A 21,551-nucleotide genomic window follows, 5' to 3' on the forward strand; every position below is an offset into this window, starting at 1 on the left:
GAAAGGAAGGATCAGTTGGCTGGCGCGGGGTGGCAGTTCTGGGTCGACCGAGGCGGCACGTTCACGGACGTTGTGGCGCGCCGCCCGGACGGACGCTTGTTGACGCACAAGCTGCTTTCGGAGAACCCTGCGCGCTACCGCGACGCGGCGGTCGCCGGAATCCGGGCGCTGCTCGGGATCACCGAGGACGCGCCGGATCCGGTCGCGCGCGTCGACGCGGTGCGGATGGGCACCACCGTCGCCACCAACGCCCTGCTGGAACGCAAGGGGGAGCGCACCCTGCTGGTGATCACCCGCGGTTTCGGCGACGCGCTGCGCATCGCATACCAGAATCGTCCCCGCATCTTCGACCGCCAGATCGTGCTGCCGGAGATGCTGTATGAGCGGGTCGCCGAGGTCGACGAGCGGATCACGGTCGACGGCACGGTGCTGCGGGCACCCGACCTCGAGGCGTTGGGCGCACAACTGCGGCAGGCGCACGCCGACGGGATCCGCGCGGTAGCCGTGGTATGCCTGCACAGTTACCTGTACCCCGCACACGAACGAGCGATCGGCAAGCTCGCCGAACAGATCGGCTTCGGCCACATCTCGCTGTCGTCGCAGGTCAGCCCGCTGATGAAACTGGTCCCACGCGGGGATACCACCGTGGTCGACGCCTACTTGTCCCCGGTGCTGCGCCGCTATGTCAACCAGGTGGCCGACCAGATGCGCGGCGTGCGGCTGATGTTCATGCAGTCCAACGGAGGCCTCGCCGAGGCGGGGCACTTCCGCGGCAAGGACGCCATTCTGTCCGGACCGGCCGGCGGCATCGTCGGCATGGTGCGGATGTCGGCGCTGGCCGGGTTCGATCACGTCATCGGCTTCGACATGGGCGGCACCTCCACCGACGTGTCGCACTATGCCGGCGAGTACGAGCGGGTGTTCACCACCGAGGTGGCCGGGGTCCGATTGCGGGCTCCGATGCTGGCCATCCACACCGTGGCCGCCGGCGGAGGGTCGATCCTGCATTTCGACGGCGGCCGCTACCGGGTGGGCCCGGACTCCGCCGGGGCCGACCCAGGCCCGGCTTGCTACCGCGGGGGCGGTCCGCTCACCGTCACCGATGCCAACGTGATGCTGGGTCGCATCCAGCCAGCGCACTTCCCCGCCGTGTTCGGTCCCGGCGGCGATCAGCCACTGGACGACGAGATCGTGCGACGCGGCTTCACCGGTTTGGCCGCCGACATCCGCGGGCAAACCGGTGACGACCGCTCCCCCGAGCAGGTCGCCGAGGGATTCTTGCAAATCGCGGTGGCGAATATGGCCAATGCGGTCAAGAAGATCTCCGTACAACAGGGACGCGACGTCACCCGCTACGTGCTGACCACATTCGGCGGCGCCGGCGGGCAGCACGCCTGCGCGGTCGCCGATGCGCTCGGTATCCGCACGGTGCTCGTCCCGCCCATGGCCGGTGTGCTTTCCGCATTGGGGATCGGCCTGGCCGACACGACCGCGATGCGGGAACAGTCCGTGGAGATCCCGCTCGACTCCGCCGCCCCGGAGAGGTTGGCAGCGGTCGCGGATTCCCTCGAGCAGGCGGCTCGTGCCGAGCTGCTCGACGAGGGCATCCCCGCCGGACGGATCCGAGTCGTTCGCCGAGTGCATCTGCGATACCAGGGCACCGACACCGCGATCCCTGTCGAACTGGCCGGCCTGGACGCGATGACCGCCGCGTTCGAAGCCGCCCACCGCTCGATGTACGCGTTCCTGATGGACCGTCCGCTGATCGCCGGCGCGGTGGCCGTCGAGGCGATCGGACTCACCGAACAACCCGACCTCTCGCACCTCGGTGACCGGCCCGCCGACGGCCCCGACACCACAGAATCCGTCCGGGTCTACTCGAACGGACGTTGGTGCGCCGCCCCCCTGCGCCACCGGGAAGGGATGCGCCCGGGTGAGACCGTGACCGGTCCGGCGATCATTGCCGAGGCCAACGCCACCACCGTCGTCGACGACGGCTGGCGGGCCACCCTCACCCCTTCCGGGCACGTGCTCGCCGAACGCGTCGTCGCTCCCGCGCAGCCCGGCGCGGGGACTCGGGCAGACCCGGTATTGCTGGAGATCTTCAACAACCTGTTCATGTCGATCGCCGAACAGATGGGCTTTCGCCTCGAATCCACCGCCCAGTCGGTGAATATCCGTGAACGACTGGATTTTTCGTGCGCGCTGTTCGATCCGGACGGCAACCTCGTCGCCAACGCACCGCACATCCCCGTCCACCTCGGCTCGATGGGCACCACCGTCAAAGAGGTGATTCACCGCCGCACCGGCGCAATGAAGCCCGGTGACGTGTACGCGGTCAACGACCCCTACCATGGCGGCACCCACCTGCCGGACATCACCGTGATCACCCCGGTCTACAACACCGGCGGCGGGGACACCGGCGGCGAGCACATCCTGTTCTTTGTCGCCTCGCGCGGGCATCACGCCGAGATCGGCGGCATCACACCGGGCTCCATGCCCGCCAACAGCCGCGCAATCCACGAAGAAGGGGTGCTGTTCGACAACTGGCTGCTCGCCGAGAACGGGCGGTTCCGGGAAGCCGAAACCCGGCGGCTGCTCACCGAGGCGCCCTATCCATCCCGCGATCCCGAGACCAACCTCGCGGATCTCCGCGCCCAGATCGCCGCCAACCAGAAGGGCGCCGACGAGGTCCGCAAGATGATCGACCATTTCGGCCGCGATGTCGTCCAGGCCTACATGCGCCACGTCCAGGACAACGCCGAAGAAGCCGTCCGCCGCGTCATCGACCGGCTCAACGACGGCGAATATCGCTACCAGACGGATTCCGGTGCCACGATCGCCGTCCGCGTCACCGTCGACCGCGTCGCCCGCGGCGCGACCATCGATTTCAGCGGAACCTCACCCCAGCTGACCACGAACTTCAACGCACCCTCGTCGGTGGTCAACGCCGCCGTGCTGTACGTGTTCCGGACCCTGGTCGGCAGGGATATCCCGGACATCCCGCTCAACGACGGTTGCCTGCGCCCGCTGCGCATCGTCATCCCGGAAGGCTCGATGCTCGCGCCGACCTACCCGGCCGCGGTTGTCGCCGGCAACGTCGAGACCTCGCAGGCGATCACCGGCGCGCTGTTCGCCGCGCTGCGCGTGCAGGCCGAGGGAGCCGGGACGATGAACAACGTCACCTTCGGCAACGATCGGCACCAGTACTACGAGACCGTCGGTTCCGGCTCGGGAGCCGGCGACGGGTTCGACGGGGCGTCGGTCGTGCAGACGCACATGACGAACTCGCGGCTCACCGATCCCGAAGTGCTCGAATCGCGTTTCCCGGTGCTGCTGGCCGAGTTCGCCATTCGGCGCGGCAGCGGTGGTGCCGGGCGGTGGCGCGGCGGTGACGGGGCGGTCCGTCGGATCGAATTCCGCGAGCCGATGACGGTCAGCACGTTGTCCGGCCATCGTCGGGTTCCGCCCTATGGCATGGCCGGCGGGTCACCGGGGAAGCTGGGACGCAATCGAGTGGAACGCGCCGACGGCGGCACCGCGGAGCTGGCCGGCTGCGACTCGACCGAGGTCGGGCCCGGCGACGCGCTGGTGATCGAGACCCCGGGCGGCGGCGGATACGGCACGCCGCCCAACGCCGTCTGAGAACGCACGCGCTCGAGGTGCGCGATACCCTCACGCGGTGCAACAGGGATGGAATCGGCGGGGCTTCCTGCGGCTCGCCGGGGCCGCAGGGCTGCTCGGCGCTGGCGTCTGCGCCGGGTGTTCGTCACCCAAACCGGCGGGCACCGCTGGCGGCGGATCGGTAACCATCAACCACCTCTTCGGTCAGACCGTCGTCAAGGCGCCGCCCAAACGCGTGGTCAGCGCCGGCTACACCGAGCAAGACGACCTACTCGCGGTGGGGGTCGTGCCCATCGCGGTGACCAACTGGTTCGGCGACCAACCATTTGCGGTGTGGCCGTGGGCGCAGCCCAAGCTGGGCGCGGCGCAGCCGATGGTGTTGAACCTCGACAACGGAATTCCGGTGGACCAGATCGCCAACCTGAAGCCCGACCTGATCGTGGCGATCAATGCCGGCGTGGACGCTGACACCTATAAGAGGCTGTCCGCCATCGCCCCGACCGTCCCGCAGTCGGGCGGCGACGCGTTCTTCGAACCGTGGAAGGACCAGGCCACCACGATCGGTCAGGCGGTGTTTCACGCCGACCAGATGACGTCGCTCATCGAAGCCGTCGACAAGCAATTCGCGGCCGTTGCCCAGCAGAACCCGCAATGGACGGGCAAAAAGGCGTTGCTGATGCAGGGCACCCTGTGGCAAGGCACCGTGGTCGCGACGATGGCGGGCTGGCGTACCGACTTCCTCAACCAGATGGGCCTGGTCATCGCCGACAGCATCAAACCCTTCGGCACCGGTCACCGCGCCGTCATCCCGCGCGATCGCATCAAAGCGGTGCTCGACTCGGCCGACGTGGTGATCTGGACAACCGAGAGTCCGGATGAGCAAAAGGTGCTGCTGGCCGACCCAGACGTGGCGGCGTCGCAAGCGACCGTGCAGAACCGCCACGTCTTCACCACCAAGGAGCAGGCCGGGGCGATCGCCTTCGCGTCGGTGCTGAGCTATCCCGTGGTGGCCGATCAACTGCCCCAACAAATCGGCAAGATCCTGGGCTAGACGCGCGCCCGCCTCGGGCCCGCATGAGGGTTCGCTAAGGCACCTCTGGCAGTGCTCGAAAATCCCTGGCCGACCCCGCGATTCGGACCTACCGTCAAATCATGAGTGTGACGGACATCGCAGCGGATCTGGTAGAAACCAAAGCCGTTTTCGACTATGGCGACCGGGCACTGATGCTGGAATGTCACAGCACCGCTGACGTACTGGCATGGACCGCCGCCTTGCGTGCGGCGGCGATGCCCGGTGTGGTCGACATCGTCCCGGCCGCCCGCACGGTGCTGGTGAAGCTCGACGGACCCCGCTACCAAGGGGTCACCCGGCAGCGCGTGCGCAAGTTGCGGGTCGCCCCCGACAGCATCGTCGGAGCCACTCACGCGGACGACCGGGACGAGATGGTGATCGACGTCGTCTACGACGGCCCAGACCTCGCCGAAGTCGCCGACCGTACCGGCCTGACCACCGCAGCGGTGATCAACGCCCATACCGCCACGCGATGGCGGGTGGGATTCAGCGGGTTCGCGCCCGGCTCCGTGTACCTGATCGACGGCGACCCGCGATTGCACGTGTCGCGCCGGTCCGAGCAGCGGGGGTCGGTTGCCGCCGGCTCGGTCACCCTCGGCGGCGAATTCAGCGCGATATTCTCCCGCCAATCACACGGCGGCTGGCAGGTCATCGGCCACACCGACGCGGTCCTGTGGGACATCGACCGGCCGAATCCCGCGCTGCTCACGCAGGGCATGTGGGTCCGGTTCCGGGCCGCGTAGCAGGAGGGGCCATGACAACGCTGGAAATCCTGCGCACCGGGCCGCTGGCCGTCGTGCAAGACCTCGGCCGCGCCGGGATGGCGCACCTCGGCGTCGGCCGGTCCGGGGCCGCCGACCGCCGCTCGCACACGCTGGCCAACCGGCTGGTCGCCAACCCGAGCAAGTGCGCCACCGTCGAGGTGACGTTAGGCGGTTTCGCGGCCCGGGTTCGCGGCGCCGACGTCGATATCGCGGTGACGGGCGCCGACGCCGACCCGACCGTCGACGGAATCATGTTCGGCACCAACAGCATTCACCACGTGCACGACGGCCAGGTGATCTCGCTGGGCACCCCGCGCGCCGGACTGCGGACCTATCTGGCGGTGCGGGGCGGCATCTGTGTGGAGCCGGTGCTGGGGTCGCGCAGCTACGACGTGATGTCCACGATCGGGCCGTCGCCCCTACGGGCTGGAGACGTGCTGCCGGTCGGCGAACACGCCGACGCCTACCCCGAACTCGACCAGGCCCCGGTGGCCGCCATCACCGGCAACACGGTCGAGCTGTTGGCGATACCTGGCCCCCGCGACGACTGGTTCGTCGATCCCGACGCCCTGGTCCACACCGATTGGATGGCATCCCACCAAACCGACCGGGTGGGGATGCGATTGGTTGGCCCGCCCTTGCAGTACCGCGACACGGATCGACAGCTGCCCATCGAGGGCGTCACCCGCGGCGCAATCCAGGTGCCGCCCAACGGGCTACCGGTGATCCTGGGACCCGATCACCCGGTGACCGGCGGTTACCCGGTCGTGGGCGTGCTGGTCGACGACGACATCGACAAGGTCGCCCAGGTGCGGCCCGGCCAGCGGGTGCGGCTGCACTGGGCGCGGCCCCGTTCGCGGCTTGGGACGCAGCTGACGCCGACGGGGTGGTAGACAGGGTTTGTGCACCCCCAGGTACACACCGCTCGCCTCGTCCACACCGCCGATCTCGACAGCGAGACTCGCCAAGGCATCCATCAGATGGTCACCGACGCGTTCGCCGGAGACTTCACCGACGCGGATTGGGAGCACACGCTGGGCGGCATGCACGCCCTGATCTGGCATCACGGCGCGATCGTCGCGCACGCCGCGGTGGTCCAGCGTCGCCTGTACTACCACGACAACGCGCTGCGCTGCGGTTACGTCGAAGGTGTTGCGGTACGGGAAGATTGGCGTGGCCAGGGGCTGGTGGGCGCACTGCTGGACGGCGTCGAGCAGGTGACGCGCGGCGCCTACCAGCTCGGGGCACTCAGTTCCACGATGCGGGCTCGCAGGCTGTACAAGTCGCGCGGCTGGTTGCCCTGGTGCGGCCCGACATCGGTGCTGGCTCCCACGGGTCGGATCCCCACACCCGACGACGACGGATCGGTGTTCGTCCTGCCGGTCAGCGTCAGCTTGGACACCTCGGCGGAGCTCACGTGCGATTGGCGCGCCGGGGACGTGTGGTAAGCCGCGGGCCCGCGTCACCCTCAGCGACCTACCAGATAACTGGGATTCAACTTTCAGGCGATATCGGCGCCGTCGAGTTGACTGACGTCCGTCGTCGATGTGAGCATCGAAGCCGACGGTAGCGCATGCCTCTTCACCTTGGGCGCCCACGAAGGCTGCCGAATGCGCGATGGTGGGACAGCTCAGGCGGGAGGGATCTGTAGACATGGCGGGCCGCAACCATCGCATCACGGACTGGAATCCCGAAGACACCGCTGCCTGGGAAGCCGGCAACGACAAGATCGCCCGTCGCAATCTGCTGTGCACGGTGGCCGGTGATCACGTCGCCTTTTCGATCTGGTCGCTGTGGTCGGTGATGGTGTTGTTCATGCCCGCGTCCGTCTACGGCTTTTCCGCCGGCGACAAGCTCTTGCTGGGCGCTGTTGCCACTTTGGTCGGTGGCTGCGTGCGCATGCCCTATACCCTGGGCATCGCCAAATTCGGTGGCCGCAACTGGACGACGTTTTCGGCGTTGGTGCTGCTGATCCCGACGGTCGGCACCATTGCGCTGCTGGCAAACCCCGGGCTGCCGCTATGGCCGTATGTGGTGTGCGCGGCCCTGACCGGGCTGGGTGGGGGCAACTATGCGGCATCGCTGGCCAATGTCAACGCGTTCTACCCGCAGCGGCTCAAGGGGTGGGCGCTGGCGGTCAACGCCGGCGGCGGCAACCTCGGGGTCGCGGTGATCCAACTGATCGGCCTGCTGGTGCTCGCCATCGCGGGCCACGAAGCACCGTACTGGGTCTGCGCGGTCTACCTGGTGTTGCTGACAATCGTCGGCATCGCCGCGGCGCTGTTCATGGACAACCTCGACCACGGCATCGAGGTGAACCACGTGCGGTCGATCCTGTCCGATCGCCACACGTATGTGATCTCGCTGCTCTACATCTGCACCTTCGGCTCCTGGATCGGGTTCGCATTCGCGTTCGGGCAGGTGCTGCAGGTCAACTTCCTGGCCAATGGGGAAAGCGTCAAGCACGCGTCGCTACACGCCGCGCAAATCGCCTTCGTCGGACCACTATCGGGGTCGCTGGCCCGGATCTACGGTGGGCGGCTGGCCGATCGCCTGGGTGGATCCCGCGTCACCCTGGGCGTCCTCGCGGGCATGATCGTCGGCGCCGGGTTGCTGGTCGGCATCAGCACTTTCGCCGATCATGGAGCAGACCACAGGGCGGGCACCGCGCCCATGGCGATGGTTGGCGAGGTCGTCGGCTTCCTGCTGCTGTTCATCCTCGCCGGGATGGGCAACGGCTCGGTGTTCAAGATGATCCCGTCGGTCTTTGAGGCGCGCAGCCGCGCGCTGGATCTCGGCGAGGCGCAGCGCCGCCATTGGTCGCGCGCGATGTCGGGATCGCTGATCGGCTTCTGCGCGGCGGTCGGCGCGCTCGGCGGCGCGGGGATCAACTTGGCGTTGAGCGAGTCCTACCTCAGGAGTGGCACCGAGACGTCGGCTTACTGGCTGTTCTTGGCGTCCTACGTCGTCGCCGCCGTCCTGACGTGGACGATGTATGTGCGCCTACCGTCTTCGCCGGCGAGCATCCCGGGCACGAAGACCGGATCCGAACTCGCCCGCGTGTGAGCGGCTTCATGTGAGCAGGACGTCATCAAGGCCCCGGCGGGGCAATGCGTCAGCAATTGCGTGGTAACGCAGCGGAAATCTTGCGGGCATAGACACTTGTCATGGGCCAGCCAGACTCTGCGCCGCTGACCGGCTACCGGGTTGCAGTGACGTCGGCTCGCCGCGCCGAAGAGCTATGCGCTTTGCTGCGCCGCCACGGCGCCGAAGTCTTCAGCGCGCCGGCGATCAACATGATCGCGCTGCCCGACGACGACGAACTGCACACCAACACCAAGGCGTTGATCGCCGAGCCGCCCGACATTCTGGTGGCGCACACCGGAATCGGCTTTCGTGGCTGGGTTGCGGCAGCCGAGGGGTGGGGGCTGGCCAACCAGCTGATCGCGGCGCTGGCAAGCGCGCGCGTCGTGGCCCGCGGACCCAAAGCGACCGGCGCGCTGCGCGCCGCCGGCCTGAACGAGGAGTGGTCCCCGAAATCGGAATCTTCGCAAGAAGTGCTCGAATACCTGCTCGAATCGGGTGTATCCGACAAGCGGATCGCCATCCAGCTGCACGGCGCCGCCGACGCCTGGGATCCGTTCCCGGAATTTCTCGGGGGATTGCGTTCCGCGGGCGCCAGCGTGGTGCCCATCCGGGTGTACCGGTGGAAGCCAACGCCATTGGGGGGCGAGTTCGACCAGTTGGTCACCGGAATTGCACGACGGCAATTCGATGCGGTCACCTTCACATCGGCACCCGCCGCGGCGGCAGTTCTAGAACGCAGCCGCGAATTGGATATCGAGGGCCAGTTGCTGGAAGCACTCCGCAGCGATGTGCACGCGATGTGCGTCGGCCCCGTAACCTCCCGGCCATTGGTCCGAAAGGGCGTCCCGACCTCCTCGCCCGAGCGAATGCGGTTGGGAGCCTTGGCCCGGCACATCGCCGAGGAGCTACCGCTGCTGGCATCGTGCAGCTTCAAGGCGGCGGGCCGCGTGATCGATGTCCGGGGCACCTGCGTGCTGGTGGACGGTTCGGTTAAGTCGTTGTCCCCGTCCGGGATGGCGATACTGCGTGCGCTGGCGCAACGTCCCGGCGACGTCGTCGCACGCGCCGACCTGCTGCGCGTGCTCCCCGGCAACGGCAATGACACCCACGCCGTGGACACGGCCCTGCTGCGGCTGCGAACAGCGTTGGGCGACAAGAACATCGTTGCGACAGTGGTCAAACGCGGCTATCGACTTGCGGTCGACGCTCAGCACGGTGCCCCGTGAGCCTGATCCTGGCAGCGCACGGCACCCGAAGGTCGTCTGGTGTCGCCATGATCGCCGACCTCGCTGCGCAGGTGAGCGCGCTGGTGGACTGCCCCGTACATGTGGGGTTTGTCGACGTGCTGGGGCCGACACCGCGCGAGGTTCTGTGCTCGGCGGCGGACTCCCGCCGGCCCGCTATCGTGGTGCCCGCGTTCTTGTCGCGCGGATATCATGTCCGCACCGATCTGCCCTCCCATATCGCGGCGAGCGGACATCGTAACGTCACCGTTACCCCCGCTTTGGGACCGAGCCCGGAGATCGCGCGAATAGTCGTCCAGCAGATGGCGAAGTCCGGTTGGCGTCCCGGCGATTCGGTGATTCTCGCGGCTGCGGGAACATCGGATCGAAGGGCACGCGCCGACCTGTGCACCACCGCGGCGCTGCTGTCGGCCCTGACCGGATCCCGGGTGGAGCTGGCATTCGCGGCAACCGGTGATCCGGATGTTCACGAAGCGGTCACCAACGCTCGCCGCCAAGGCGCCCGCCGCGTCGTGGTGGCCTCCTACCTGCTGGCCGAGGGCCTGTTTCAGGAACGGTTACGCGGCTGCGGCGCCGACCTGGTGACCCCGCCGCTAGGCACCCATCCCGGGTTGGCGCGCCTGGTTGCGCACCGATTCCGCAGGGCCGTACCGCATCGTTCCTGTGGCCAACGGCCGCAATACATGTCGAATTCGGACGGGCGCCAAGCGTTGCTGGCCGGGTACGCCGACGTCGGCGACGCTTGATCTTCTGCGGCATCCGGGTGATCCTGGCAGGATGGCCCGTCACGAACAGCACTCGCGTGGGCTCCTCGATCCGGTGGCCAAGATGCTGCGTTTGCCCTTCGACACACCGGAGTTCATCGACCGTATCGTCACCGGCAGCGTTAATCAGGTGGGTCGCCGAACGCTGTACCTGCTGATTACAACGTGGGATGCCGCCGGTGGTGGCCCCTTTGCTGCCAGCGCCGTTGCATCCACCGGGCTGGCCAAGACCGCGGAAATTGTTCAGTCAATGTTCATCGGGCCGGTCTTCAATCCGCTGCTCAAGATGCTGGGGGCCGACAAGATCGCCATCCGGGCATCGTTGTGCGCCTCTCAGCTCGTCGGCCTGGGCATCATGCGCTACGGGGTGCGCTCAGAACCGCTGCACTCGATGTCGGTGGAGGCGCTCGTCGACGCCATCGGCCCGACGATGCAGCGCTACCTCGTCGGCAATATTGGCTAGCTCAGCTGGGTCTGGGTCTCTTAGCCTAGGCGGTGATCCGGGCGACCTGGACGTAGCCTTCGGGCGTGACGCGCGCCGGGTAGACCGGCACCGAAATCCTCGGATCGTCCAGGCAGCTGCCGTCGTCGAGCGCGAAAGCCTGCTTCAGGATCGGCGATTGAACCGTGGCGCGGCCTCCGCGGTCGCCGACGATCCCGCGTGACAGCACCGCCGCGCCGGAAAACGGGTCGACATTGCCGACCGCGTGCACCGATCCGTCGTCTAGCCGGAACAACGCCACCTGGCTGCCGTCGTCGAGCAGCACACCGACACCGCGCCCGGGGATGAGGTGATCGTAGTCGCAGGCGGTCGTCCATACCTGAATGTCGTTGAGAAGTGTCACGATTACTCCCTGTCTACGATCTGACCCGCGGGATGCCAATGAGCACAGGCACTTTGCGCCCGGCGCGTTCGGTGAAGGTCACCGTCGAATCGACGGCGTCCGGGGCGTTGACAAAGGAGACGAACCGCGACAGCTTGTCGGGATCCTCCAGCACGCCCTTCCACTCGCACTTGTAGTTCTGCACATGCCGCTGCATCGCGGCCTCGAATTCCGCGGCGAGGCCCAGCGAGTCGTCGCAGACGACCTCGCGCACGTGATCGAGCCCGCCGTCCAGCGATTCCATCCACGGCGCGGTGCGCTGCAGCCGGTCGGCGGTGCGAATGTAGTACATCAGGAACCGGTCGATGTAACGGATCAGCGTCTCGGTGTCGAGGTCTCTGGCCAGCAGCTGCGCATGTTTGGGGGTCATGCCGCCGTTGCCGCCGACGTAGAGGTTCCAGCCCTTCTCGGTGGCGATGACGCCCACGTCCTTGCCGCGCGCCTCGGCACACTCGCGCGCGCACCCGGAGACACCCATCTTGATCTTGTGCGGTGCCCGCAGGCCGCGATAGCGCAGTTCCAGATCGATGGCCAGCTGCACGGAATCCTGCTGGCCGTAACGGCACCAGTCGCTGCCCACGCAGCTCTTCACGGTGCGCACCGCCTTCCCGTAGGCGTGACCCGATTCCATGCCCGCGTCGACAAGCCGCTTCCAGATCAGCGGCAGCTGATCCACACGGGCGCCGAACATATCGATCCGCTGGCCGCCGGTGATCTTGGTGTACAGGCCGAAGTCCTGCGCGATCTGGCCGATCAGAATCAGATGCTCCGGCTTGATGTCACCGCCGGGCACCCGGGGCACCACCGAGTAGCTGCCGTTCTTTTGGATGTTGGCCAGGAAGTGGTCGTTGGAATCCTGTAGCGAGGCTTGCTCGCCGTCGAGAATGTGGTCGGAGCCGGTCGACGCCAGGATCGAGGCGACGACGGGTTTGCAAATGTCGCAACCCTTTCCGCGGCCGAAGCGCTCCAGCAGCCCGGAGAAGGTCCGGATTTCGGTGGCGGAAATGATCTCGAAAAGCTCGGCTCGCGACTGGCTGAAGTGCTCGCACAGCGCCTTGGACTGTTCCACGCCCTCGGCTTCGAGCAGCTGCTTCAGCAGGGGCACGCACGACCCGCACGACGTGCCGGCCGCGGTGCACGCCTTGAGCGCGGGAACCTCGCCACACCCATCGGCGATCGCGGACCTCAGGTCGCCCTTGGTGACGTTGTTGCACGAGCAGATCTGTGCCGAATCCGGCAGCGCTCCAACGCCCAAGCCGGCAACGCCGTCACCAGAACCCGCCGGTGCGATGAGCGCCAGCGGATCCCCGGGCAGCTCGCCGCCGACCATGGGCCGCAAGACACCATACAAGGAGGCATCGCCCACCAGCACGCCACCGAGCAGAGTCTTGGCGTCGTCGGAGAGCACCAGTTTGGCGTAAGTACGCTTCACCGCGTCGTTGATGACGACCTCGAGGCAGTTCTCGGTCGCCCCCATCGCGTCACCGAAGCTGGCGACGTCGACGCCCAGCAGTTTGAGCTTTGTCGACAGGTCCGCTTCCGGAAATTCCGCCGCGCCGTCCAGCAGCCGGTCCGCCACCACCTCGGCGCTGGTGTAACCGGGCCCGACCAGGCCGTAGCACCGCCCCTCGATCGCCGCGACCTCACCGACGGCGTAGATGTCGGGATCGCTTGTCCGGCAAGACAAATCGGTGAGCACACCACCCCGGTCTGCGATTGTCAGCCCGGCCGCCCTCGCCAACTCGTCGCGTGGCCGGATGCCGGCGGCGAAGACCACCAGGCCTGCGTCGATGACCTTCTCGTTCAGACCGTCGCGCACTCGCACCCGCACCGACGTCGAGCCATCCGGATGCTCAACGGATTCAATCGATTCCGTACCCGTTCCAACATGCACCGCGATGCCGAGGTCGGTGATCATCCGGGCCAGCAGCGCGCCCCCCGCCTCGTCAATCTGTTGGGCCATCAACCGCGGCATCATCTCGATCACATGCGTCTGTAATCCAAACTGGCGCAACGCATTGGCGGCCTCCAGGCCGAGCAGGCCGCCGCCGATGACCACCCCCGCGCGGGCATGACCGGAATCCAGCGCGCGCTGGGCGTCGGCGCGGATGGCGTCGAGGTCGTCGAGCGTGCGGTAGACGTGGCAGGCGGGCAGGTCGTGGCCGGGCACCGGAGGAACGAAAGCGTAGGAGCCGGTGGCCAGTACCAGGGTGTCGTAGCTATGCCGTTCACCGTCCACGGTGACCACCGATTTTGCCGCGCGATCGATCTCGGCGACGGGCGTATTCAGCAGTAGCCGAACCCGGTCGTCACCGGGGTAGTCGTTACCGGGCAGTGCCATCAGGCTCCGGTCCCAGCTTTCGGTGTACGCGGTCAGACCGACGCGGTCATAGGCCGCGTCGGCCTCCTCGGACAGCACGGTGATCTGCCAGGAGCCCTCGGCGTCACGGGCGCGGAGCGCCTCGACGAGTCGATGGCCCACCATGCCATGCCCCACCACGACCAGGCGGCGGCTGGCGCCACGCGCGCGCGGGTTCCCGACTGGAGGCATGACTAGAGGTTAGGAACGCGATATTGCCGAAATGTCGCGCAATGTGACGCGCTTATGACGTCGTGCTCACGCCTGGCAACCTCCTGTGTGAAGGTGTTCGCTTATGGCGAACGCCCAGGTGGAACTTAAGCGTAGTCGACTCAGGTTTGTACAAGTAGCCGGCCGGGGTCGCGCCGGCCACAGCAAATTCACACGGAAACATAAGGAGAAGCCCATGAGCAACCTCGCATTGTGGTCTCGCCCGGCCTGGGACACCGACCGCTGGCTGCGCGACTTTTTCGGCCCTGCCTCGGTGCTGGACTGGTACAAGCCTCTGACCAGCGACTTCAGCCCGGCCGCCGAGATCGTCAAGGATGGCGAGGACGCCGTCGTCCGCGTGGAACTGCCCGGGGTTGACGTCGAAAAGGACGTGAACGTCGAGGTGGACCGTGGCCGCCTGGTAATCCACGGCGAACACCGCGACGAGCACGCGGAGGACAACCACGGCCGCACCCTGCGTGAGATCCGGTACGGATCGTTCCGCCGATCGTTCCAGTTGCCCGCGCATGTCACCAGCGAGGCCGTCACGGCTTCGTATGACGCCGGCGTGTTGACCGTTCGGGTCAACGGCGCGTATGCAGGTTCTCGGGCGCGACGCATCGAGATCACCAAGTAACCGCTGGCGCGAGAAGACGTGAAAGCCCCCGCACGCACGGCGTGTCGGGGGCTTTCACGTCTTCTCGGCGCGGCGCGCGTATTGTGATCAGTGACACCCCGCAACATCGCCGGCCTAGGGAGCATCCATTGTCCGCCACCCCTGAACTTGCCGAACTTCACGACCTGATCGGCAGCTTGCGGCGGTGTGTGAGCTCGCTGAAGGCGCGATACGGCGACAATCCGGCGACGCGTCGCATTGTCATCGATGCCGACCGGATCCTCAGTGACGTCCAATTACTCGATACCGACGCGTCTGAATTGGACCTCGATCGCGCCACGGCGCAGCAGTCAAGCGAGAAGATCATCATTCCCGACACCGAGTACGACCGCGACTTCTGGCGCGATGTCGACGACGAGGGTGTCGGAGGTCACAGCCGGTACTGATCAACGAAGCCCCCCTAAATAGTGGGCCGTCTGTCTGTGTACCCTTCGACGAGATAACACGCGAAGAGGTCAATAGATGAGCGCACCCACGGCGAACCGTCCTGCATCCGGCGTTTTCTCACCCACCCGGGCCCAAATACCGGAAAGGACGCTACGCACCGACCGCTGGTGGTTGTCGCCGCTGGTAACCAATATCGGCCTTTCAGCGTTCATCATCTACGCCACCACCCGCGCCTTCTGGGGTAGCAACTACTGGGTGGATAAATACCACTACCTGACGCCCTTCTACTCGCCATGCGTGAGCTCGTCATGCGAGCCCGGTGCCAGCCACCTGGGTGTCTGGTTTGGTCATTTCCCGTGGTGGATTCCGTTGGGAATGCTGGTATTACCGTTCCTGCTCGGATTCCGGATTACCTGCTACTACTACCGCAAGGCCTACTACCGATCGGTGTGGCAGTCGCCGACCGGGTGCGCTGTGCCCGAACCTCGGGTCCATTACACCGGTGAGACCCGGCTTCCCTTGATAGTCCAGAACAGCCACCGATACTTCTTCTACGTCGCAACGGTGGTGTCAGTAATCAACACGTACGACGCGACAGTGGCGTTTCATTCTCCCTCTGGTTTCGGCTTCGGTTTGGGCAACGTCATTTTGGTAGTCAACGTGCTGCTGCTGTGGTGTTACACCGTCTCGTGCCATTCGTGCCGGCACGTCACCGGTGGTCGGCTAAAGCATTTCTCTAAACACCCAGTGCGGTACTGGATCTGGACACAGGTCAGCAAGCTGAACACCCGGCACATGCTATTCGCGTGGATTACGTTAGGAACGCTGGCACTCACCGACTTCTACATCATGCTGGTGGCTAGCGGCAGCATCACGGATCTCAGATTTATTGGCTGACATGCCATTTCAGGATTACCCAGAAATAGCTGAGCGAGGTTTCAATGGTTGAGGTCGAACGGCACTCCTACGACGTGGTCGTGATCGGTGCCGGCGGCGCGGGACTGCGGGCGGTCATCGAGGTCCGCGAGCGCGGCTTGAAAGTCGCGGTGGTGTGCAAGTCCCTGTTCGGCAAGGCCCACACGGTGATGGCCGAGGGCGGCGCGGCGGCGGCGATGGGTAACGCCAATCCCAAGGACAATTGGCAGACTCACTTTGGCGATACGATGCGCGGGGGGAAGTTCCTGAACAACTGGCGGATGGCCGAACTGCACGCCAAGGAATCGCCGGACCGGGTGTGGGAGCTGGAGACCTATGGCGCACTCTTCGACCGCACCGAAGACGGCCGGATCAGTCAGCGAAACTTTGGCGGGCACACCTACCCTCGGCTGGCGCACGTGGGTGACCGCACCGGGCTGGAGCTGATCCGCACGTTGCAGCAAAAGATCGTCTCGCTGCAACAGGAGGATCACGCCGAACTCGGCGACTACGAGGCACGCATCAAGGTGTTCGCCGAATGCACGATCACCGAGCTGCTCAAAGACGGTGACGCGATCGCCGGCGCGTTCGGCTATTGGCGCGAGAGCGGCCGGTTCGTCTTGTTCGAGGCCCCCGCGGTGGTGCTGGCCACCGGCGGGATCGGGAAGTCGTTCAAGGTGACGTCGAACTCTTGGGAGTACACCGGCGACGGCCACGCGTTGGCGCTGCGCGCCGGCGCGACGCTGATCAACATGGAGTTCGTCCAGTTCCACCCGACGGGCATGGTGTGGCCGCCGAGTGTAAAGGGGATCCTGGTCACCGAAGGTGTTCGCGGTGACGGCGGGGTGCTGAAGAATTCCGAGGGCCAGCGGTTCATGTTCGACTACATCCCGCCGGTGTTCAAAGGCCAGTACGCCGAAACGGAGCAAGAGGCCGACCAGTGGCTCAAGGACAACGACTCCGCCCGTCGCACTCCGGACCTGTTGCCGCGTGACGAGGTTGCGCGCGCGATCAACTCGGAGGTCAAAGCCGGCCGCGGCACCCCGCATGGCGGGGTCTACCTCGACATCGCTTCGCGTTTGACGCCCGCGGAGATCAAGCGGCGATTGCCGTCAATGTATCACCAGTTCATGGAGTTGGCCGAGGTCGATATCACTTCGCAGCCAATGGAAGTCGGGCCTACTTGTCACTACGTGATGGGCGGTGTCGAGGTCGATGCCGACACCGGTGCGGCCACGGTTCCGGGTCTATTCGCCGCCGGCGAATGCTCCGGCGGCATGCACGGCTCCAACCGGCTCGGCGGAAACTCGCTGTCGGATCTGCTGGTCTTCGGCCGGCGGGCCGGCCTGGGCGCCGCCGACTACGTGCGCGCGCTGAGTAGCCGTCCGGCAGCATCGCAGGACGCTGTCGACGCCGCGGCAAAGCAGGCCCTTCGCCCCTTCGAAGGGCCGAAAGACGGTTCAGCACCGGAGAATCCGTATGCGCTGCACATGGACTTGCAGTACCTGATGAACGACCTGGTCGGCATCATCCGCAATGCCGACGAGATCCAGAAGGCGTTGACGCTGCTGAACGAGCTGTGGGGGCGATACCAGCACGTGCAAGTCGAGGGGCATCGCCAGTACAACCCGGGCTGGAATCTGTCCATCGACCTGCGCAACATGCTGCTGGTCAGCGAGTGCGTGGCCAGGGCTGCGCTGGAACGCACCGAAAGCCGCGGCGGCCACACCCGCGACGACCACCCCGGCATGGACGCCAACTGGCGCAAAACCTTGCTGGTGTGCCGCGTCGATAACAGCGAAACCAGCGGTGCCCGCGTCAGCATCACCCGGCAGCCGCAGATACCCATGCGACCGGACTTGCTGGAGCTCTTCGAGATCTCGGAGCTGGAGAAGTACTACACCGACGAAGAGCTGGCCGGGCATCCAGGACGGAGAGGCTAATGACCTACAACGCGAGCATGCGGGTGTGGCGCGGCGACGAGACCAGCGGCGAACTTCGCGATTTCACCGTCGAGGTCAACGAGGGCGAGGTCGTGCTTGACGTCATCCTCCGGCTGCAGCAGACCCAGACGCCGGACCTCGCGGTGCGCTGGAATTGCAAGGCGGGCAAGTGCGGATCCTGCTCGGCGGAGATCAACGGCAAGCCCCGACTGATGTGCATGACCCGGATGTCGACATTCGCGGAGGACGAGATCGTCACCGTCACCCCGATGCGAACCTTCCCGGTGATTCGCGACCTGGTCACCGACGTCTCGTTCAACTACCAGAAGGCACGCGAGATCCCGTCCTTCGCGCCGCCAAAAGAGCTGCAGCCCGGCGAATACCGGATGGCACAAGTCGACGTCGTGCGCTCGCAGGAGTTCCGCAAGTGCATCGAGTGCTTCCTGTGCCAAAACGTGTGTCACGTGGTCCGCGACCACGAGGAGAACAAGGAGGCGTTCGCCGGGCCGCGCTTCCTGATGCGAATTGCCGAGCTCGAGATGCATCCGCTGGATACGCGGGACCGGCGCAACCAGGCGCAGGAGGAGCACGGCCTGGGCTACTGCAACATCACCAAGTGCTGCACCGAGGTGTGCCCGGAAAACATCAAGATCACCGACAATGCGCTGATCCCGATGAAGGAGCGAGTCGCCGACCGCAAATATGACCCGATGGTGTGGCTGGGCAACAAGCTGTTCCGCCGCTGACGGGGGCGGGGCACGCCGAGCCTGCGATCACGGCAGCGAGTCTGCGGCCAGCGCGCGCCTCCGCCGGACCTGCCCGCCCTGGCCGCAGACTCGATCGCTACCGTGGCCCCGGGTTGTCGTCAGACACCGAGCCGGCGAAATTCGCTGCGGTGGAACACGATTGGCGCCACGGCGGAGTCCACCGTGACCTGGCTGACCCGCAGCACCACGATGGTGTGATCCCCGGCCGGGATCAGTTGCTCGATCGCGCTCTCCAGCCATAAGGCCGTGCCCTTGATGAAGACCGCGCCGCTGCCGGTGGACACCGTCTCCAGGCCGGCGAACCTGTCCCCGGTCTTAGCGGCCAGGGTGCGCACCGCGGCGTCGTGGGCCTCACCCAGCACGCTGATGCCCAACATCGGCACGCCCTTCAGCTTTGGCCATGTCGTCGAGGTGTTCTGCACGCAAAACGACACCAGCGGCGGTTCCAACGATACAGGCACAAAGGTGCTGGCCGCCAGGCCTTCCCGCACTCCATCGACCTGGGCTGCGATGGCCACCACCCCGGTGGGGAAGTGGCCGAAGGCCTCACGGAGTGAGGAAGGTGTCAGATTGCTGTTCGAGTTCACCGGACTTCTTCGCCTCTTGAGCCGAGAACGGAATTCTCGTATGGGACCCTACCCGGCGACTGTCCGTGCGCGGCGGCCACATCCCACGGGTCGTCGGTTCGGCGGGCACATTTCGCGATGGCGTCGTTGTTCGCCTGCGGCAGCTCGAACAGCCGACGCGCGAGTGGAAGGACCGTGACGTCGCGCACACTTGCCATCTCGCACATCATCGTCGCAGGTAGCAGGGCCGCCACCGGACTCGACCGGTGCAATTCAACCGGTTGGTTAGTTAGCCAGTGAAATGTAGCTCACATTGGCTTGCATCCAGCAATGCGACCGATATATTTTATCGGCGTTACTGGTGGGTAACTTAGCCCGAGTACCCAACCACCGAGGTGGCATTCTCAACGAGGAGGACCGTAGTGAGCCACTACAAGAGCAACGTCCGCGACCAGGTGTTCAATCTGTTTGAGGTGTTGGGCGTTGACAAGGCTTTAGGCGAAGGCGCGTACAGCGATCTGGACGCCGACACCGCCCGCGAAATGCTTGCCGAGGTCAGCCGACTGGCCGAGGGACCGGTCGCGGAGTCGTTCGTCGAGGGCGATCGCAACCCGCCGGTTTTCGACCCGACGACCCACTCGGTGACGCTGCCGGAGGCTTTCAAGGACTCGGTCAACGCGGTGCTGGAAGCCGGCTGGGACAAGGCCGGCATCGACGAGGCACTCGGTGGCATGCCGATGCCCAAGGTGCTGGTGTGGGCGCTGCACGAGCACCTTTTGGGTGCCAACCCCGCGGTGTGGATGTACGCCGGCGGCGCGGGCTTCGCCAACATCTTCTACCACCTCGGCACCGAGGAACAGAAGAAGTGGGCAGTGCTGGCCGCCGAGCGCGGCTGGGGTTCGACGATGGTGCTCACCGAGCCGGACGCCGGCTCGGACGTGGGTGCCGGCCGGACCAAGGCCGTGCAACAAGAGGACGGCTCCTGGCACATCGACGGGGTCAAGCGGTTCATCACCTCGGGTGACTCCGGTGACCTGTTCGAGAACATCTTCCACCTGGTGCTGGCGCGCCCGGAGGGTGCCGGGCCGGGCACCAAGGGCCTGTCGCTATTCTTCGTGCCCAAGTTCTTGTTCGACTTCGAGACCGGCGAGCTGGGCGAGCGTAACGGCGTCTTCGTCACCAACGTCGAGCACAAGATGGGCCTGAAGGTCTCGGCGACCTGTGAGCTGTCACTGGGTCAGCACGGCGTGCCCGCCAAGGGCTGGCTGGTCGGCGAGGTGCACAACGGCATCGCGCAAATGTTCGAGGTCATCGAGCAGGCGCGCATGATGGTCGGCACCAAGGCGATCGCCACGCTGTCGACCGGCTACCTGAACGCGCTGGAATACGCGAAGTCCCGCGTGCAGGGTGCCGACCTGACCCAGATGACCGACAAGACCGCGCCCCGGGTGACGATTACGCATCACCCCGACGTGCGCCGGTCCCTGATGACGCAGAAGGCCTACGCCGAGGGGCTGCGTGCGCTCTACCTCTACACCGCCACCTTCCAGGACGCGGCGGTCGCCGAGGCGGTGCACGGTGTGGACGCCAAGCTGGCCGTCAAGGTCAACGACCTGATGCTGCCGGTGGTCAAGGGTGTGGGCTCCGAGCAGGCCTATGCGAAACTCACCGAAAGCCTGCAGACCCTGGGTGGCTCTGGCTTCCTGCAGGACTACCCGATCGAGCAGTACATCCGGGACGCCAAGATCGACTCGCTGTACGAAGGCACCACCGCCATCCAGGCGCAGGACTTCTTCTTCCGCAAGATCGTTCGTGACAAGGGTGTGGCGCTGGCCCACGTGTCGAGCCAGATCCAGGAGTTCATCGACAGCGAGTCCGGTAACGGCCGGTTGAAGACCGAACGCGCGCTGCTGGCCAAGGCGCTGACCGACGTGCAGGCGATGGCGGCTTCGCTCACTGGCTATCTGATGGCCGCTCAGGAGGACGTCACCAGCCTCTACAAGGTGGGCCTGGGTTCGGTGCGCTTCCTGATGAGCGTCGGCGATTTGATCATCGGCTGGTTGCTGCAACGTCAGGCCGCGGTGGCTGTGGCGGCGCTTGACGCGGGTGCCACCGGCGACGAGCGGTCCTTCTACGAGGGCAAGGTCGCGGTGGCGTCGTTCTTCGCGAAAAACTTCTTGCCGCTGTTGACCAGCACCCGCGAGGTGATCGAGACGCTGGACAACGACATCATGGAGCTCGACGAGGCCGCGTTCTAACGTGGCGGCCTCCCTCAGCGATTAACCGGGG

19 protein-coding genes are annotated in these 21,551 nt (G+C 66.0%); 15 read left to right on the forward strand and 4 right to left on the reverse strand.

Going from position 1 to position 21,551, the window contains the following annotated elements; genetic code table 11:
- Positions 1–15 precede the first annotated feature (15 nt).
- The 9 genes from G6N24_RS19230 to G6N24_RS19270 all read left to right on the forward strand — a co-directional run bounded on the left by G6N24_RS19230 (position 16) and on the right by G6N24_RS19270 (position 11,018).
- Positions 16–3,645 carry a hydantoinase B/oxoprolinase family protein gene (locus G6N24_RS19230; RefSeq protein WP_085159990.1) on the forward strand — a complete coding sequence of 1,210 codons (3,630 nt, stop codon included), beginning with the start codon at positions 16–18 and terminating at the stop codon, positions 3,643–3,645.
- A gap of 37 nt (positions 3,646–3,682) precedes the next feature.
- Positions 3,683–4,675: an ABC transporter substrate-binding protein gene (locus tag G6N24_RS19235; protein ID WP_085159988.1), complete on the forward strand. Its 993-nt coding sequence runs from the start codon at positions 3,683–3,685 to the stop codon at positions 4,673–4,675.
- A gap of 101 nt (positions 4,676–4,776) precedes the next feature.
- Positions 4,777–5,439, forward strand: a complete 663-nt coding sequence (locus G6N24_RS19240) for a 5-oxoprolinase subunit B family protein (RefSeq protein ID WP_085159986.1) — start codon at positions 4,777–4,779, stop codon at positions 5,437–5,439.
- 11 nt (positions 5,440–5,450) lie between these two features.
- A complete protein-coding gene (locus G6N24_RS19245; RefSeq protein ID WP_085160002.1) occupies positions 5,451–6,353 on the forward strand; it encodes a 5-oxoprolinase/urea amidolyase family protein in 903 nt (300 codons plus the stop codon).
- Between the two features lie 9 nt (positions 6,354–6,362).
- Entirely contained in the window at positions 6,363–6,908 is a 546-nt protein-coding gene (locus G6N24_RS19250) for a GNAT family N-acetyltransferase (RefSeq protein WP_085159984.1), read from the forward strand.
- A 205-nt stretch (positions 6,909–7,113) separates the two neighbouring features.
- On the forward strand, positions 7,114–8,526 hold the full coding sequence (locus tag G6N24_RS19255; RefSeq protein WP_085159982.1) for an MFS transporter: 1,413 nt from the start codon (positions 7,114–7,116) through the stop codon (positions 8,524–8,526).
- Positions 8,527–8,627: 101 nt separating this feature from the next.
- Entirely contained in the window at positions 8,628–9,773 is a 1,146-nt protein-coding gene (locus tag G6N24_RS19260; RefSeq protein WP_085159980.1) for a uroporphyrinogen-III synthase, read from the forward strand.
- Positions 9,770–10,537: a sirohydrochlorin chelatase gene (locus tag G6N24_RS19265; RefSeq protein ID WP_085159978.1), complete on the forward strand. Its 768-nt coding sequence runs from the start codon at positions 9,770–9,772 to the stop codon at positions 10,535–10,537. The genes G6N24_RS19260 and G6N24_RS19265 overlap by 4 nt, the downstream gene beginning before the upstream one ends.
- Before the next feature lie 31 nt (positions 10,538–10,568).
- On the forward strand, positions 10,569–11,018 hold the full coding sequence (locus tag G6N24_RS19270; RefSeq protein ID WP_085159976.1) for a TetR/AcrR family transcriptional regulator: 450 nt from the start codon (positions 10,569–10,571) through the stop codon (positions 11,016–11,018).
- Between the two features lie 25 nt (positions 11,019–11,043).
- Here the strand turns inward: G6N24_RS19270 and nirD are convergent, their stop codons facing one another.
- Both nirD and nirB read right to left on the reverse strand, forming a co-directional pair.
- On the reverse strand, positions 11,044–11,400 hold the full coding sequence (gene nirD / locus G6N24_RS19275) for a nitrite reductase small subunit NirD (protein ID WP_085159973.1): 357 nt from the start codon (positions 11,398–11,400) through the stop codon (positions 11,044–11,046).
- 13 nt (positions 11,401–11,413) lie between these two features.
- Positions 11,414–13,990 carry a nitrite reductase large subunit NirB gene (nirB, locus tag G6N24_RS19280; RefSeq protein ID WP_085159971.1) on the reverse strand — a complete coding sequence of 859 codons (2,577 nt, stop codon included), beginning with the start codon at positions 13,988–13,990 and terminating at the stop codon, positions 11,414–11,416.
- 214 nt (positions 13,991–14,204) lie between these two features.
- Between nirB and G6N24_RS19285 the strand changes: the two genes are divergently transcribed.
- The 5 genes from G6N24_RS19285 to G6N24_RS19305 all read left to right on the forward strand — a co-directional run bounded on the left by G6N24_RS19285 (position 14,205) and on the right by G6N24_RS19305 (position 18,675).
- Positions 14,205–14,645, forward strand: a complete 441-nt coding sequence (locus G6N24_RS19285) for an Hsp20/alpha crystallin family protein (protein WP_085159969.1) — start codon at positions 14,205–14,207, stop codon at positions 14,643–14,645.
- 128 nt (positions 14,646–14,773) lie between these two features.
- Positions 14,774–15,070 (forward strand): hypothetical protein, encoded by a 297-nt coding sequence (locus G6N24_RS19290; RefSeq protein ID WP_085159967.1) that lies wholly within the window; start codon positions 14,774–14,776, stop codon positions 15,068–15,070.
- 76 nt (positions 15,071–15,146) lie between these two features.
- Positions 15,147–15,968: a hypothetical protein gene (locus G6N24_RS19295; RefSeq protein WP_085159965.1), complete on the forward strand. Its 822-nt coding sequence runs from the start codon at positions 15,147–15,149 to the stop codon at positions 15,966–15,968.
- A 44-nt stretch (positions 15,969–16,012) separates the two neighbouring features.
- Entirely contained in the window at positions 16,013–17,929 is a 1,917-nt protein-coding gene (locus G6N24_RS19300; RefSeq protein ID WP_085159963.1) for a fumarate reductase/succinate dehydrogenase flavoprotein subunit, read from the forward strand.
- Entirely contained in the window at positions 17,929–18,675 is a 747-nt protein-coding gene (locus tag G6N24_RS19305; RefSeq protein WP_085159961.1) for a succinate dehydrogenase/fumarate reductase iron-sulfur subunit, read from the forward strand. The genes G6N24_RS19300 and G6N24_RS19305 overlap by 1 nt, the downstream gene beginning before the upstream one ends.
- Before the next feature lie 119 nt (positions 18,676–18,794).
- Here the strand turns inward: G6N24_RS19305 and G6N24_RS19310 are convergent, their stop codons facing one another.
- A complete protein-coding gene (locus G6N24_RS19310; protein ID WP_085159959.1) occupies positions 18,795–19,283 on the reverse strand; it encodes a flavin reductase family protein in 489 nt (162 codons plus the stop codon).
- The gene (locus tag G6N24_RS19315; RefSeq protein ID WP_139822368.1) at positions 19,280–19,480 is read right to left on the reverse strand and encodes a hypothetical protein; all 201 of its coding nucleotides are present in this window, start codon (positions 19,478–19,480) and stop codon (positions 19,280–19,282) included. The genes G6N24_RS19310 and G6N24_RS19315 overlap by 4 nt, the downstream gene beginning before the upstream one ends.
- Positions 19,481–19,684: 204 nt before the next feature.
- Here G6N24_RS19315 and G6N24_RS19320 point away from each other — a divergent pair, with 204 nt between their 5' ends.
- Positions 19,685–21,520, forward strand: a complete 1,836-nt coding sequence (locus G6N24_RS19320; RefSeq protein WP_085159955.1) for an acyl-CoA dehydrogenase — start codon at positions 19,685–19,687, stop codon at positions 21,518–21,520.
- The last annotated feature ends 31 nt before the right edge of the window (positions 21,521–21,551 follow it).

The sequence above is a fragment of the Mycobacterium lacus genome (genome assembly GCF_010731535.1).
GTDB lineage: Bacteria > Actinomycetota > Actinomycetes > Mycobacteriales > Mycobacteriaceae > Mycobacterium > Mycobacterium lacus.